The sequence below is a fragment of the Cupriavidus sp. 05L411 genome, from assembly GCF_056398045.1.
On sequence record NZ_JBFTOQ010000001.1, the window covers coordinates 159465 to 172631 of the forward strand.

At 64.2% G+C, this 13167-nt stretch carries 15 protein-coding genes; 9 read left to right on the forward strand and 6 right to left on the reverse strand.

Translation table 11 applies throughout. The features are described 5' to 3' along the window. From AC1DQR_RS00715 to AC1DQR_RS00740, 6 genes are all read left to right on the forward strand, one after another. Positions 1-987 carry a 3-carboxyethylcatechol 2,3-dioxygenase gene (locus AC1DQR_RS00715; protein WP_416052337.1) on the forward strand — a complete coding sequence of 329 codons (987 nt, stop codon included), beginning with the start codon at positions 1-3 and terminating at the stop codon, positions 985-987. Continuing rightward, a complete protein-coding gene (gene mhpD, locus AC1DQR_RS00720) occupies positions 969-1760 on the forward strand; it encodes a 2-keto-4-pentenoate hydratase (protein ID WP_416052338.1) in 792 nt (263 codons plus the stop codon). Before AC1DQR_RS00715 ends, mhpD begins: the two co-directional genes overlap by 19 nt. 52 nt (positions 1761-1812) lie before the next feature. Continuing rightward, positions 1813-2793 carry a Bug family tripartite tricarboxylate transporter substrate binding protein gene (locus AC1DQR_RS00725; RefSeq protein WP_477132335.1) on the forward strand — a complete coding sequence of 327 codons (981 nt, stop codon included), beginning with the start codon at positions 1813-1815 and terminating at the stop codon, positions 2791-2793. A 26-nt stretch (positions 2794-2819) separates the two neighbouring features. Further along, positions 2820-3770, forward strand: coding sequence for an acetaldehyde dehydrogenase (acetylating) (locus AC1DQR_RS00730; protein ID WP_477132336.1), 951 nt, complete (start codon positions 2820-2822; stop codon positions 3768-3770). Positions 3771-3797: 27 nt separating this feature from the next. Continuing rightward, positions 3798-4814 carry a 4-hydroxy-2-oxovalerate aldolase gene (gene dmpG / locus AC1DQR_RS00735; protein ID WP_416052341.1) on the forward strand — a complete coding sequence of 339 codons (1017 nt, stop codon included), beginning with the start codon at positions 3798-3800 and terminating at the stop codon, positions 4812-4814. 235 nt (positions 4815-5049) lie between these two features. After that, positions 5050-5346, forward strand: coding sequence for a hypothetical protein (locus tag AC1DQR_RS00740; RefSeq protein WP_416052342.1), 297 nt, complete (start codon positions 5050-5052; stop codon positions 5344-5346). Between the two features lie 263 nt (positions 5347-5609). On the opposite strand, the gene AC1DQR_RS00745 is transcribed toward AC1DQR_RS00740, so the two are convergent. Both AC1DQR_RS00745 and AC1DQR_RS00750 read right to left on the reverse strand, forming a co-directional pair. Next, positions 5610-6257, reverse strand: coding sequence for an AraC family transcriptional regulator (locus tag AC1DQR_RS00745; protein ID WP_416052343.1), 648 nt, complete (start codon positions 6255-6257; stop codon positions 5610-5612). Between the two features lie 151 nt (positions 6258-6408). Continuing rightward, a complete protein-coding gene (locus tag AC1DQR_RS00750; protein ID WP_477132337.1) occupies positions 6409-7164 on the reverse strand; it encodes a Crp/Fnr family transcriptional regulator in 756 nt (251 codons plus the stop codon). A gap of 159 nt (positions 7165-7323) precedes the next feature. On the opposite strand from AC1DQR_RS00750, the gene AC1DQR_RS00755 reads away from it, so the two are divergent. Then, positions 7324-8961 carry an acyl-CoA synthetase gene (locus AC1DQR_RS00755; RefSeq protein WP_416052345.1) on the forward strand — a complete coding sequence of 546 codons (1638 nt, stop codon included), beginning with the start codon at positions 7324-7326 and terminating at the stop codon, positions 8959-8961. A gap of 123 nt (positions 8962-9084) precedes the next feature. Here the strand turns inward: AC1DQR_RS00755 and AC1DQR_RS00760 are convergent, their stop codons facing one another. The 3 genes from AC1DQR_RS00760 to AC1DQR_RS00770 all read right to left on the reverse strand — a co-directional run bounded on the left by AC1DQR_RS00760 (position 9085) and on the right by AC1DQR_RS00770 (position 10442). Continuing rightward, on the reverse strand, positions 9085-9396 hold the full coding sequence (locus AC1DQR_RS00760) for a hypothetical protein (protein ID WP_416052346.1): 312 nt from the start codon (positions 9394-9396) through the stop codon (positions 9085-9087). Between the two features lie 292 nt (positions 9397-9688). Beyond that, on the reverse strand, positions 9689-10090 hold the full coding sequence (locus AC1DQR_RS00765) for a hypothetical protein (protein ID WP_416052347.1): 402 nt from the start codon (positions 10088-10090) through the stop codon (positions 9689-9691). 7 nt (positions 10091-10097) lie between these two features. Continuing rightward, on the reverse strand, positions 10098-10442 hold the full coding sequence (locus AC1DQR_RS00770) for a hypothetical protein (protein WP_477132338.1): 345 nt from the start codon (positions 10440-10442) through the stop codon (positions 10098-10100). Between the two features lie 333 nt (positions 10443-10775). Here AC1DQR_RS00770 and AC1DQR_RS00775 point away from each other — a divergent pair, with 333 nt between their 5' ends. Further along, positions 10776-11396: a M35 family metalloendopeptidase gene (locus AC1DQR_RS00775; protein ID WP_416052349.1), complete on the forward strand. Its 621-nt coding sequence runs from the start codon at positions 10776-10778 to the stop codon at positions 11394-11396. After that, the gene (locus AC1DQR_RS00780) at positions 11396-11827 is read left to right on the forward strand and encodes a hypothetical protein (RefSeq protein ID WP_416052350.1); all 432 of its coding nucleotides are present in this window, start codon (positions 11396-11398) and stop codon (positions 11825-11827) included. The genes AC1DQR_RS00775 and AC1DQR_RS00780 overlap by 1 nt, the downstream gene beginning before the upstream one ends. A gap of 149 nt (positions 11828-11976) precedes the next feature. On the opposite strand, the gene AC1DQR_RS00785 is transcribed toward AC1DQR_RS00780, so the two are convergent. Further along, positions 11977-13161 carry a M20 aminoacylase family protein gene (locus AC1DQR_RS00785; RefSeq protein ID WP_416052351.1) on the reverse strand — a complete coding sequence of 395 codons (1185 nt, stop codon included), beginning with the start codon at positions 13159-13161 and terminating at the stop codon, positions 11977-11979. Positions 13162-13167 lie beyond the last annotated feature (6 nt).

Sequence of the window (13167 nt, forward strand, 5' to 3'; positions counted from 1 at the left end):
ATGCCGATGCATCTCGAATGCCTGTCCCACACGCCGCTGCACGGCTACCACGATCCCGCGCCGGAGATCGTGGCCGAAGTGGAGCGCGTGCAGGCCGCGGCGCGCGCTCGCGTGCAAGCCTTTGCGCCGGAGCTGGTGGTGGTCTTTGCGCCGGATCACTTCAATGGCTTCTTTTACGACGTGATGCCGCAGTTTTGCATCGGCGTGGCGGCCAGTGCCATTGGCGACTTCAAGAGCCTGGCGGGCCCGATCGATGTGCCGCGCGACACCGCGCTCGCGATGGCGCAGGCGGTGCTGGACCGCGACGTGGATGTGGCCGTGTCGTACCGCATGCAGGTGGACCACGGCTGCGCGCAGGCGCTGGAAGTCCTGCTGGGCGGCCTGGACGTTTGCCCGGTCATCCCCGTCTTCATCAACTCGGTGGCGCCGCCCATGGCAACGTGCCGGCGTGCGCGGCTGCTCGGCGACGCGATCGGACGCTTCCTGCAGGGCCTGGGCAAGCGTGTACTGGTGGTGGGGTCGGGTGGCATCTCGCACGAGCCGCCCGTGCCGGAAATCGCCTCGGCCAATGCGGAGGCCGCAGAGCGCCTGATTGCCGGGCGCAATCCGCCGCCCGAGTCGCGTGCTGCCCGCCAGGCGCGTACCGTGGCCGCCGCGCAAGCGTTCACCAAAGGCGACAGCCCTCTGCATCCGCTCAATCCGGCATGGGACCGCGCCTTCCTGGAACGGCTGGCCAGCGCAAATCTTGCAGCGGTGGATGCCATGCGCAATGACGACATCACGCGCGACGCCGGCAAGTCGGCGCACGAGATCCGCACCTGGATCGCCGCCTTTGGCGCGCTGGCGGCCGCCGGGCCTTACCAGGCATCGATCGAGTACTACCGGCCCATCGACGAGTGGATCGCAGGCTTCGGCGTGATGCAGGCACAGCCCGCCACCGGGCATGCATCACCCAACCAGGACCAACCATGTCAAACCAGGAAATGACGCTCGCGCTCGCCAGGCGGCTGCGCGAGGCAGAGCAGACGCGCACGCCGGTCGAGCCGCTGCGCGGCGAAATCCCGCCGGGCGATGCAGCAATGGCTTATGCCATCCAGCGCGCCAACGTCGACGCGTGGCGGGCCCAGGGCCGCCGCGTGGTTGGCCGCAAGATCGGCCTGACCTCGCTCGCGGTGCAGCGCCAGCTTGGCGTGGACCAGCCCGACTTTGGCACGTTGTTTGCCGACATGGTCTTCGGCGACGACGAGCCGATTCCGCTCGCCCGCACCCTGCAGCCGAAGGCCGAAGCCGAGGTCGCGCTGGTGCTGAGCCGCGATGTCCCGGCTGAGGATGCGACGCTGGTCGACCTCATCAACGCCGTCGCCTACGTGCTGCCTGCGATTGAAGTGGTCGGCAGCCGCATCCGCAACTGGGACATCTCGTACGTGGATACGGTGGCTGACAACGCCTCCAGCGGCCTGGTGGTGCTGGGCGCGGTGCCGGTGCTGCTGGCTGGCCTGGACCTGAAGACCGTGAAGATGGAAATGCTGCGTGATGAGGAGCGCGTTTCCACGGGTTCCGGCGCGGATTGCCTTGGCCATCCGCTTAACGCCGCAGTCTGGCTGGCCCGGAAACTGGCCTCGCTGGGGGACCCGTTGCGTGCCGGCGACCTGATCCTGACCGGTGCGCTGGGGCCGATGGTGGCCGTGGCGCCGGGGCAGTGCTTCGAGGCCCGCATCAGCGGCATCGGCAGCGTGCGGGCGCGGTTTGCGCCGGGCTGACACGCGGCATTTCAAGCTTTTTTACCACATTAAAAATACACAAGGAGACAACATGCAACCCACCAGATCCATCCTCGCAGGCGCATTGCTCGTGACCGCCGGCGTGCTTGGCAGCGCCCCCGTCCATGCCGACACGTTCCCCAGCCACCCGCTGACCATCGTGGTGCCGTTCCCCGCCGGCGGCGTGACCGACATGATTGCGCGCCAGATGGCGCAGCAGATGCAGACCGGCCTTGGCAAGCCGGTCGTGGTCGAGAACCGTCCCGGCGGTGGCGGCCAGATCGCGGCGCAATCGGTCAAGCGAGCTGACGCGGATGGCTACACCATGTTCGTGGCCGCCACCGAAATGTTCGCGATCAATCCCGGCCTGTACCGCAATTTCTCGTACGACCCGCTCAAGGATTTCAAGCCGGTGACGGCGCTGGCGTCGTCGCCCCTGGTGCTGGTGGTGCCGCAGGGCAGCCCCGTCAATTCCGTCAAGGACCTGGTAGCGCTGTCCAAGAGCAAGCCGACCGGCGTGAACTATGCCTCGCAGGGGATCGGCTCGATCGGCCACCTGCTGGGCGGCTTGTTTGCCGACAAGGCCGGCGGCCACATGACGCACGTGGCTTACAAGGGCTCCGCCCCGGCCTTGCAGGATGTGATGGCCGGGCAGGTCGACATGATGTTCGACCCGGTGATCACCACCTCGCCGCTGATCAAGGGCGGCAAGGTCAAGCCGCTGGCCATCGCCGCGCCGCGCCGCTCGCCTTCGCTGCCGGACGTGCGCACGCTCTCCGAACTCGGCATCGGCGGGCTGGATGCCGGCGTCTGGTTTGGCATGGTGGTCAAGGCCGGCACGCCTGATGCCATTGTCGCGCGTCTCAACGAGGCCGCGCTCAAGGCGCTCAAGGCACCCGAGGTGACCAAGCGCTTTGCCGACCAGGGTCTGGAAGCACTGCCCATGACGCCGCAGCAGTTCGGCGCCTTCCTTAACAGTGAAAGCACGCGTTGGGCCCCGCTGGTCAAGGCCAGCGGCGCCAGCGTGGAATGACGCAAGAGATCCAACAGGAGAGATCCATGACCCGCAAACTGAAGGCTGCCATCATCGGCTCCGGCAATATCGGCACCGACCTGATGATCAAGATCCTGCGCCATGGCGCGTATGTGGAGATGGGCGCGATGGTCGGCATCGACCCGGCATCGGACGGCCTGGCGCGCGCCGCGCGCCTGGGCGTGGCGACCACCCACGAAGGCGTGGAAGGACTGACGCGCCTGCCTGTGTTCAGCGATATCGATGTGGTGTTCGATGCCACCAGCGCCGGCGCGCACGTGAAGAACGATGCGTTCCTGCGTGGCCTGCGGCCGTCGCTGCGCATGATCGACCTGACGCCGGCGGCCATTGGCCCTTACTGCATCCCGGTGGTCAACGGCGATGCGCACCTGGACGCGCACAACGTCAACATGGTCACCTGCGGCGGACAGGCCACCATCCCCATGGTGGCGGCCGTATCGCGGGTGGCGCCGGTGCTGTATGCCGAGATCGTGGCCAGCATCTCCAGCAAGAGCGCGGGCCCCGGCACGCGCGCCAACATCGACGAATTTACCGAGACCACCTCCAAGGCGATCGAAGCGATCGGTGGGGCCAGCAAGGGCAAGGCCATCATCGTGCTCAACCCGGCCGAGCCGCCGCTGATCATGCGCGACACGGTGTATTGCCTGAGCGAGATGGCGGACGAAGACGCCATCGCCGCGTCGATCGACGCCATGGCCGCCGAGGTGCGGCAATACGTGCCCGGCTATCGCCTCAAGCAGAAGGTGCAGTTCGACCGCATCCCGGCGGATGCGCCGCTGGTGGTGCCCGGGGTGGGGTGTGTGGGCGGGCTCAAGACCTCGGTGTTCCTGGAGGTGGAAGGCGCGGCGCACTATCTCCCAGCCTACGCCGGCAATCTCGACATCATGACCAGCGCCGCGCTCACCATCGCCGAGCGGATGGCGAGCGCCATGCTTGCCCAGCGCGCCGCCGCCTGACTCACCTGCAGATAAGGAGTGCCTGCCATGCAAGGCCAAAAGAAGATCTACATTTCCGATGTGACGCTGCGCGACGGCAGCCATGCCATCCGCCACCAGTACAGCGTCGAGCAGGCCCGGCAAATCGCCAAGGCGCTGGATGACGCCAAGGTCGATTCGATCGAAGTGGCCCACGGCGATGGGCTGCAGGGATCCAGCTTCAACTATGGCTTTGGCGCCCACACCGACCTGGAATGGATTGAGGCGGCGGCCAGCGTGGTCAAGCACGCAAAGATCGCCACGCTGTTGCTGCCCGGCATCGGCACCGTCCACGATCTCAAGGCAGCCTATGATGCCGGCGCGCGTATCGTCCGCGTGGCCACGCATTGCACCGAGGCGGACGTCTCGCGGCAGCATATCGAGTACGCGCGCCATCTGGGCATGGAAGCCGTTGGCTTCCTGATGATGAGCCACATGACCACGCCGCAGAACCTTGCCGCGCAGGCCAAGCTGATGGAGAGCTACGGCGCCACCTGCTGCTATGTGGTGGACTCCGGCGGCGCGCTGACCATGAACGGTGTTCGCGACCGCTTCCGCGCCTTCAAGGCGGTGCTGAAGCCGGAAACGCAGACCGGCATGCACGCGCACCACAACCTGAGCCTGGGCGTTGCCAACAGCATCGTGGCGGTGGAGGAGGGCTGCGACCGGGTGGACGCCAGCCTGGCCGGCATGGGCGCCGGCGCCGGCAACGCCCCGCTGGAGGTCTTTATCGCGGCCGCCGAGCGCATGGGATGGGACCACGGCTGCGACCTGTACAAGCTGATGGACGCGGCCGATGACATTGTGCGTCCGCTGCAGGACCGTCCCGTGCGGGTCGACCGCGAGACGCTGGCGCTGGGCTATGCCGGCGTGTACTCCAGCTTCCTGCGCCACAGCGAGGCCGCGGCGGGCAAGTACGGCCTGAAGACCGTCGACGTGCTGGTGGAGCTGGGCCGCCGGCGCATGGTGGGGGGGCAGGAAGACATGATCGTCGACGTGGCGCTGGATTTGCTGAAGGCGCGCTAAGGTCATCGGCGCCTCAGGTTTCATGTTATCTGGCACGCTGCCTGCGGCTCATTGCCTCGGCAGAAAACACGACGCCGCCTCCCCGCTTTCGCCGGGGAGGCGGCGCGTTGTGGCGACGGAGAACGTCGCCGCGAGCAAAGAGCGTCAATTCGCCTAAGGTCAGCCGCGTTAGCTCGCGGTGGGCCCTGAAGGCTATTGCAGTGGCTGTTGCAGCCCCATGCGGCTAGCGGTGGCCTTGTTGGCCACTCTTCTGGCCTTGCTGGTTTTGTTGCCCGGCCTGATCGGTCTTCTGGCCTTGCTGGCCTTGCTTGTCCTGGCCGCGGTCCTGCTGCTGTTGCTGGCCGCCCTTCTGATCCTGGCCACCTTGCTGTCCGCCTTGCTGGCCACCTTGCTGGTGCTGCTTGCTTTGGTCTTGCTGGCCTTGGCCGGGTTGCTGTTGCTGTCCCATCTCTGTCTCCATGGCGCGGCGGTAGTGCCGCGAGAGGGAAAGGCGCAAGGCGCGTGCCACGGCTTGTGCGCTGGCGCCACATGAGAGCGTCCTGCCGCGGCGGATACCCGGGAAATGCCGGTCTGGCAAGGGATGGCGCAGCCTTTCGCTTTGTTCATCCATACGGATGCTGCGTCGGACACGCACGGCAAGTCGGTGGATCTGCACTTGCCAGGGCCCGTTAGCCAGGGTCTTGCCAGCCCTTTTTACAAATCCCGCAGGTTTTTACAAGCCGGCCGGCAGCGCCACCGACAGCACAAAGCAGACGATCAGAGCGGCTGCACGGTCACCGCCAGGGGGCCGGCCTCTTATGCCGCCAGGTGCATGCGCGGCGCCGGACCCGGCGGGGTTCCGCGGTTGTCGCCAGGTTCGAGCAGGCTCAACGCGGCAGGGCCCAGCGTGTTCGCGCAAGCGCAGGCCAACGCAGCCACGCTGCCCAGGCCCACTTGCGCGGCCAGCCAATCGGTGCGCACGCCGCTGCCGCCCGCAAGCAGGTACACCGCGCGCGCGACGCGCTGCTCGCGCAGCAGCACGCCCAGCGCCTCGCCCTCGGCGAACAGCCGTGCGCGTACCAGCCGCGGGGTGACTTCCCATCGCTGCGCGACCAGTGCCGCATTCCACGGTAGCCGAGGCTGGCCGAAGATCTCGCCGGCAAGCGCGCGTGACCAGTGTTTCTCCGAATGGCACGGGCAGCCCGGCAGGGTGGCCAGTGTCATGCGCGGGCATGCGTCGTCCGGCACTTCCTGCAGCGTGATGGCGGTGCTTTGGCCCGGCGCTGGCAGCAGGTCGCAATCGAAGTACGCAAACGCCGGCACCACGAACGGGTTGCCAGGCGCTACCTCCCGCCGCGCGTTCGCGTCGCGCAGGCGCGCGGTGCCATGCCGCGCATCGACGCGCACGGCAAAGGGGAAGCGCAGGTGAGAGAGGCGCAGATCGGTGCTGCTGACGAGGGCCATGCGAAGCTCAGGTGACGCAGGCTGGCGCGCATCGGGCGCGGCGCCAGGGAAAAATCGCATTGTACGGCTTCGCGCGGCCAGTGAGTTTCACGATGCCGAAGGAGGGTTTCATCGCCGGCCTTGGCCGCGACCGCTGCGCTATGGCCGCTGCCTACAGCTCCGACAGGCCAAAGTGACGCAAACGCTCAAGGTCGGTCACCCGGATGCTCTGGTACGACAAATCGACCATGCCCTCCGCCGCCAGGCGCCGCAGCGCCTGGTTGACCCGCTGGCGCGAGAGCCCCGTCAGCAGGCCGATCTCCTCCTGGGACAGCTCCAGCACCGCGCTGGTACGGGGGTACAGCGCCGGGTGGAAGAGCTGGGCAACCGCCTGCGCCACGCGGGCATCGACGCTCAGCAGCCGCTCGTTCTGCACGGTGGCGATGAACTGGCCCATGCGCTCGTTCAACTGGCGCACCACGAAACTGGCAAACGGCAGGCTTTCGTTGAGCAAGGTGTGGAACACAGTGTCGGGCACCAGCGCCAGGCGGGAGTCGCGGATGGCGATCACATCGTATCTCCGCGCTTCGCGCTTGATGACACTGCCTTCTCCGCACCAGCCGCCCGCCGGTACCCCGGAAAAGGTGCAACCGCGCCCATCCGGCGTGTAGACCGCGAGCTTGATCAGGCCGGTCTCCACCCCGATCCAGTAGCGCGATGGCTCGCCACGATGCGCGATGAAGGCGCCGGCGGCAAAATCCTGCACCACCACCTGCCGCGCCGCCAGCGCCTGGTGGCCAGGCGCGAGCGCGGCGAACCATTCATGCTGGGAAAGCAGGGCGGCATGCCCGGTGCAGGGCGGTGGCGTCGTGATATCTGCGGGGGGAGGGGTAGGCGATCTGTGTGTGGCTGCGGGCAGGCTGGGCATGATTTCGGCTTGGCCCGGCACGGGCATTGTCATCCGGACGACAGAGCTTGGTCCTGTGCGATGATAGCCTTGCACAGTGAAAAGTAACAGCGACCGGCGGCGCGCGGCTCATCCTGAGGGCCAATACCCGCACAGCCGGCGCATGCGGAGACTACGGCAATGCCAAGCGATTTCGACACCGGCCTGGGCAAGAACCCGGCCAATCACGTTCCCCTCACACCCATCGATTTCCTGGCGCGCGCCGCCAGTGTGTATGGCGACCGGCTGGCCATCGTGCACGGCCCGGTACGCCAGAACTGGCGCGACACCTACGCGCGGGCACGGCGCCTGGCCAGCGGGCTGGCCAGCCTGGGCGTGGGCAAGGGCGATACCGTTGCGGCCTTGCTGCCCAATACGCCTGCCATGGTGGAGGCGCACTTTGGGGTGCCGATGGTGGGCGCGGTGCTCAATGCGCTGAATATCCGGCTTGATGCTTCCAACCTGATCTTCATGCTGCGCCATGGCGAAGCGCGGGTGCTGCTGGCCGATACCGAGTTTGCCGACCTGGCGCGGCAGATCGCCAACGAGATTCCCGGGCTGAAGGTGGTGGCGGTGCTGGACGCGCTCGGCCCGCAGGACGCCCCGGCCTTCGGTGAGACCGACTATGAGCGCCTGCTGGCCTCGGGCGACCCGGAGTTCGCCTGGCAGATGCCCGCTGACGAGTGGGATGCGATCGCGCTCAACTACACCTCGGGCACCACCGGCGACCCCAAGGGCGTCGTATACCACCATCGCGGCGCGGCCATCAACGCCATCTCCAACATCCTGGAGTGGGACCTGCCCAAGCATGCGGTGTACCTGTGGACGCTGCCGATGTTCCACTGCAACGGCTGGTGCTTCCCGTGGACCATTGCCGCGCGCGCCGGCGTCAACGTCTGCCTGCGCAAGTTCGAGCCCAAGCTGGTGTTCGACCTGATGCGCGACGAGGGCGTGACGCACTATTGCGCCGCGCCGATCGTGCATACCGCGCTGGTCAACGCCCCGCCGGCCTGGCGCGAAGGCCTGCGCGGCCCGGTGCGCGGCATGGTCGCGGGTGCGCCGCCGCCCGCCGCGGTGCTGGCGCAGATGGAGGCCATGGGCTTCGCGTTGACCCACGTCTATGGCCTGACCGAAACCTACGGCCCCGCCGCGGTATGCGCCGAGCAGGACGACTGGGCCGGCCTGTCGCAAGAGGACCGCGCCACCAAGAAGGCAAGGCAGGGCGTGCGCTACCACCTGCAGACGGAGGTGGCCGTGCTGGACCCGGACACCATGCAACCGGTGGCCTCGGACGGCGAGGAAATCGGCGAGATCATGTTCCGCGGCAACATCTGCATGAAGGGCTACCTCAAGAACGAGAAGGCCACGCGCGAGGCGTTTGCCGGCGGCTGGTTCCATACCGGCGACCTGGGTGTGTGCACGCCGGACGGCTACGTCAAGATCAAGGACCGCAGCAAGGACATCATCATCTCCGGTGGCGAGAATATCTCCAGCGTGGAAGTGGAAGACGCGATCTATCGCCATCCCGCCGTGCTGGCCGTGGCGGTGGTGGCCCAGCCGGATGTGAAATGGGGCGAGACGCCCTGCGCGTTCGTGGAGCTGAAGGACGGCGCCAGCGCCACGGCCGAGGAACTGATCGCCCATTGCCGCACCCTGCTGGCGGGCTTCAAGGTGCCCAAGGCGGTGTACTTCGGGCCGTTGCCCAAGACATCGACGGGCAAGATCCAGAAGTTCGAGTTGCGCAAGAAGGTCAAGTCGGATGCTGCGATCGACGTGTAAGGGCTTTGTCCGAAGTCGCCAGATACGCCAGAGCCGTCTGCAATGAAGGCGGCTGTCACTTTCTCTCTCCGTACGGAGGGGAGGTTTAGCTGGGGCCACGGGAAGCGAAGCCAATCTGAATCATTAGGAGCCTGGCCCCACGGTTTTTTCCGGCATACCTCGCTTAATCCAGTCCTCGTATTCCAGGAAGTTGTGTGTATCAATGACCCATACAACTAGGAGGGTATTAATGGCCGCTAGCAGCGTAATCCCCCAAAGCGCTGGACGACTCACACGAAATATCAAGGAAAGAAATATTGAGCAGATTGAGAGGGCATCCAAATAATGAGGGGTTAGGCTGACATGATTGACGTCAATTTGAAAAACGCGATGTGCAAGAAACATCAACGATATGATGGTCGGGGACGCAGCAATAGCAACAAATATATTTTTCATGGGGTTGGCTCAAATGATTGGGATGGATAGCGGGAGCCATTCCCGAATCTTCCGTTCTGCCCTCTGTGAAATGGAAAAAGATAAACGTTCTCGGAATCGGAGTATATTCTAGAATATTTGTCCGGTCTGTTTGAAAAATCGGAGAATGCTGGTTGTCCGGTTGTCTTGACCTTCTGCGTATCGGAAAAAGCTGCGCTGGCGTCCATTCTCTGCGCTCGCCAGTCCGCGATGTATTACAACCATAGAGGACTAGTTCGCCCGTTTTTCGCCACGGCAATACCGGCAGTCGCATCTACTCGGCTTTATCGAGGGTGCCATCGCCTGTGCCAGGTATGGCGGCGAATTCAAGGCCGCTACTCTCGCCGCCCGGTTTGCTTGCGTGCGTGAATAAGTGACCTTCGGCGATAACACGTCCGTCCTGATTGGCGACACTGGCTATGCGATCCCAGGCGGCAAGAAAATCGGCTTCTGTTAGCACTTCTATTGCAATGTAGGTATCTTTTGATTGATCCCATTTGCTAGAATTTCTTATTTCTCGTTCTTTGGTTTCGGCTGCCTTTTTGAAGGAATGGTATTTGTCATAGTAATATATGGAAAAATATAAAAGTGGTGGCCTGACGGGAGCTTTGATGGGGTTTCGATCTTGCGCTGGCGTCATTTTTCCATTTTTTACTGAAATTGCTTCGTTTCCCATTTTTTCCCTAGAAAATTTCCAGTCGTACGGCTTCTGCGCTATCGCTTCCGATTCGCTGCGTAAACCCATGAGAGTCCGTGCGGCCATCGATCCCCCCACCTGAATACGTGAGGCGATAACGCCGATTGGCAAGTGGCTCGCCCGTTTCCTCGTCCTCGATCAGAAAGTGCTGGTCGTAAGCAAAAGGACTGGAGGTGGAATCGTCATAACCAAAGGCGCTAAATGTATCGCTGGCATACTCGCTGCCAGCCATGTCATCGCACCAGCTATTGCCGGAAAGGGTCGCCACGATTCGCGGAGGCCTTGCGCACTTGCACAGCACCATGTCACCGTCTGCGGCTGTTTCGCCCATGAAATTGATTCGACGAGGGCCGCCTGTTTTTGCGATTCTGCCAATGCTCTTACAAGCCTCACAATAGGCATCCCCGCCAATGAGCGCGACCTGATGGCCGCTCCCGAAGGTGCAGACTCGTCCGGCATACGGGAGAATCCTGCCGCCGGTCGAGAGAGCATCACCTACACAAGCAACTCTGCGTTCCACGGTTAAGCCCCTGCGCTTTGATATGACGGATCAAGCAGGCCGAAAATGGGCTCGCCGTCGAGTTCATGACATTCCAATGGCGTGATAGGGCTGGACACTATGGTGTCGCCATTGCTCAGAGGGCTCCCGACAATCGCAACGGGCATGTCTTCTACCTTCATAGCGCTGCCAGCGCCCGCGACAATCACCGCGGTACTGCCGTCTGGATACCGAAATACAGCGCTGAGTGATCGGATTTTCGAGCTGTCGCGGTGGAATCAGGCAGACCAGGACAAGGTGATTCTGTGGTTCGGTCACACGTCTGGCAATACGCGGCAATCACTACGCGATGGGTTGACCAGAATCCGTGACATTATGGGAAGCTTGCGTGAAAGGAACTTTGACCGCCATTCAGAAGAGGGACTCCGGCGCGTGGGGTGTGTACCGCGTGCCCGCGATGGGGAGATTGAAGCTACCGCGAGTGTTTGCAAGCCGGATGGCACTTACCCCATTTTTGTCGGCCCAAAATTCTGCCGTCTGGATCACGAGCAGAATAGCCCAGAGGGAATCCCCTTCGATAAGGATAGTAAGCTAACAGTACTCATTCATGAGGTTTCACATTTCCCGGAGGCGATGAACTCTGAAGGCAAGTGGTACAGCATTCTCCTGTCAAGGCTTCGGGCCAAAGCGCGCAATCAGTTTTGCATCGTCAATGCAGATAACATCGCATACTACGTGACGAACATCCCAAATTGGAGCTACAGGCCGCCAGCATGGAGACCGTGATGAAAAAGCTGCTCGTTGCATTCGTATTGCTCTGTGTGTTGCCTGCCTATGCCTGCCGGCCTGCATTCTTGACGCACGAACCCATTTTCGAGCGTGGGGCGGCGAAGCTCTCCGCTCCCGAAATTGCTCGGCTGGCCGCGTGGCGCAGTGATACGCGGCAAGCGTTTCCCGCGGGCTTTGACGTATTCATGTCGCTCTGGCAGAACGAGAGCGCCGGAATCTCCAGGAAGCTTGCCGAAGCGCGTGCACGTTGGCTTGCCGATCTGCTTGAGCACATGGATGTCAACGGCGCGGACATTCACCAGCCAGAGATTCGCGACATCGACAACCACTACGCTCCATCAGCGGATGCCGCCACGTTCCTGAACACCGTTACGATAGCTGTAAACCCGCGATGCCCGCACGCATGTTGCGACAAAGCGAGTCGGTGAGTTGTTCTCCGTGCCTACGTGGCCGTGTCCCCTGGTGCGGGGGCGCCCTGGGCCGGCTACCCACCTGCAGGCAGTGTCCCTGACGCTCTCTAAATAACCTCAGACAAGGCCTTGGCGAAGGCAGGGAGAAAACCGGCCATGCCGCGGTCTCAGGCGCGCAAATAGCCTTCGGCCAGCGCCACCCAGCACGCAGCGCCAAGCGGAATCAGCTGGTCGTTGAAATCATATCCGTCGTTGTGCACCGAGCAGCCCACCCATTCGCCGGTGCCATTGCCCAGCGCAAAATAGCAGCCCGGCGTCCTCTCCAGCATCCACGCGAAATCCTCGCTGCCCATCTGCATCGACGGCGACACCTGGATGACCTTGTCGCTGCCCAGCACGCTGGCCACGGCCTGCCGTGCGATGGCGGTTTCTTCCACGGTATTGCAGATCGCGGGCGCCAGGCGTTCATAGGCGATGTCTGCCGTCACGCCGCACGAGGCGGCCTGGTGCGTCACCACCTCGCGGATGCGGGTCTCAAGCAGGTCTCGCACCTGCGCCACGGTGGCGCGCACGCTCAGCTTCAGCGTTGCGGTCTCCGGGATGATGTTGTAGGTGCTGCCGGCCTGCATCTCGCCCACGCTGATCACAGCGGCGTCGACCGGTGCCACATTGCGCGCCACGATGCCTTGCAGCGCCACCACGGTCGATGCGAGGGCCAGCGTGGGATCGGTGGCGCGGTGGGGCATGGCGCCATGGCCGCCCTTGCCGCGGAACGTGATCGTGGCGCGGTCCGAGGAGCCGCCCATCGGGCCGCTTTGCACGACCGCCATGCCCACCGGCAGGCCGGGCGCATTGTGAAAGGCGTAGATCGCATCGCAGGGGAAGCGCTCGAACAGGCCGTCGTTCATCATGGCCAGCGCGCCGGTCATGCCTTCCTCGTCGGGCTGGAAGATCAGGTTGAGGGTGCCGTCGAAGTGGCGCGTGGCGGCCAGGTACTCGGCCGCGGCCAGCAGCGTGACGGTGTGGCCGTCATGGCCGCAGGCGTGCATGCGTCCTGCTACCTGGCTGGCATAGGGCAGGCCGGTGCGCTCCTGCAGCGGCAGCGCGTCCATGTCGGCGCGGATGCCGATGGTGCGCGCGCCGTTGCCCACCTTTAGTTGCGCCACCAGCCCGTGGCCGCCCACGGTGTGCACGCTATAGCCCCACTCGCGCAGCAGCGCGGCGGCCATCTCGGCGGTGCGTGGCACGTCGGCGCCAAGCTCCGGGTGGGCGTGGATGCGGTGGCGCAGTTCGGCGAAGCGCTCGGCGGATTCGGTCAGTGCCGGCGGGATGTTTCCTGGGTGCTTGGTCATGGCTGC

Bases quoted from the DNA above. Each gene is read 5' to 3' on its own strand.
- AC1DQR_RS00715 (WP_416052337.1), top strand. From the start codon at position 1: ATGCCGATGCATCTCGAATGCCTGTCCCACACGCCGCTGCACGGCTAC.
- mhpD (WP_416052338.1), top strand. From the start codon at position 969: ATGTCAAACCAGGAAATGACGCTCGCGCTCGCCAGGCGGCTGCGCGAG.
- AC1DQR_RS00725 (WP_477132335.1), top strand. From the start codon at position 1,813: ATGCAACCCACCAGATCCATCCTCGCAGGCGCATTGCTCGTGACCGCC.
- AC1DQR_RS00730 (WP_477132336.1), top strand. From the start codon at position 2,820: ATGACCCGCAAACTGAAGGCTGCCATCATCGGCTCCGGCAATATCGGC.
- dmpG (WP_416052341.1), top strand. From the start codon at position 3,798: ATGCAAGGCCAAAAGAAGATCTACATTTCCGATGTGACGCTGCGCGAC.
- AC1DQR_RS00745 (WP_416052343.1), bottom strand. From the start codon at position 6,257: ATGGCCCTCGTCAGCAGCACCGATCTGCGCCTCTCTCACCTGCGCTTC.
- AC1DQR_RS00750 (WP_477132337.1), bottom strand. From the start codon at position 7,164: ATGCCCAGCCTGCCCGCAGCCACACACAGATCGCCTACCCCTCCCCCC.
- AC1DQR_RS00755 (WP_416052345.1), top strand. From the start codon at position 7,324: ATGCCAAGCGATTTCGACACCGGCCTGGGCAAGAACCCGGCCAATCAC.
- AC1DQR_RS00760 (WP_416052346.1), bottom strand. From the start codon at position 9,396: ATGAAAAATATATTTGTTGCTATTGCTGCGTCCCCGACCATCATATCG.
- AC1DQR_RS00765 (WP_416052347.1), bottom strand. From the start codon at position 10,090: ATGGGAAACGAAGCAATTTCAGTAAAAAATGGAAAAATGACGCCAGCG.
- AC1DQR_RS00770 (WP_477132338.1), bottom strand. From the start codon at position 10,442: ATGGGCGAAACAGCCGCAGACGGTGACATGGTGCTGTGCAAGTGCGCA.
- AC1DQR_RS00775 (WP_416052349.1), top strand. From the start codon at position 10,776: ATGTCTTCTACCTTCATAGCGCTGCCAGCGCCCGCGACAATCACCGCG.
- AC1DQR_RS00780 (WP_416052350.1), top strand. From the start codon at position 11,396: ATGAAAAAGCTGCTCGTTGCATTCGTATTGCTCTGTGTGTTGCCTGCC.
- AC1DQR_RS00785 (WP_416052351.1), bottom strand. From the start codon at position 13,161: ATGACCAAGCACCCAGGAAACATCCCGCCGGCACTGACCGAATCCGCC.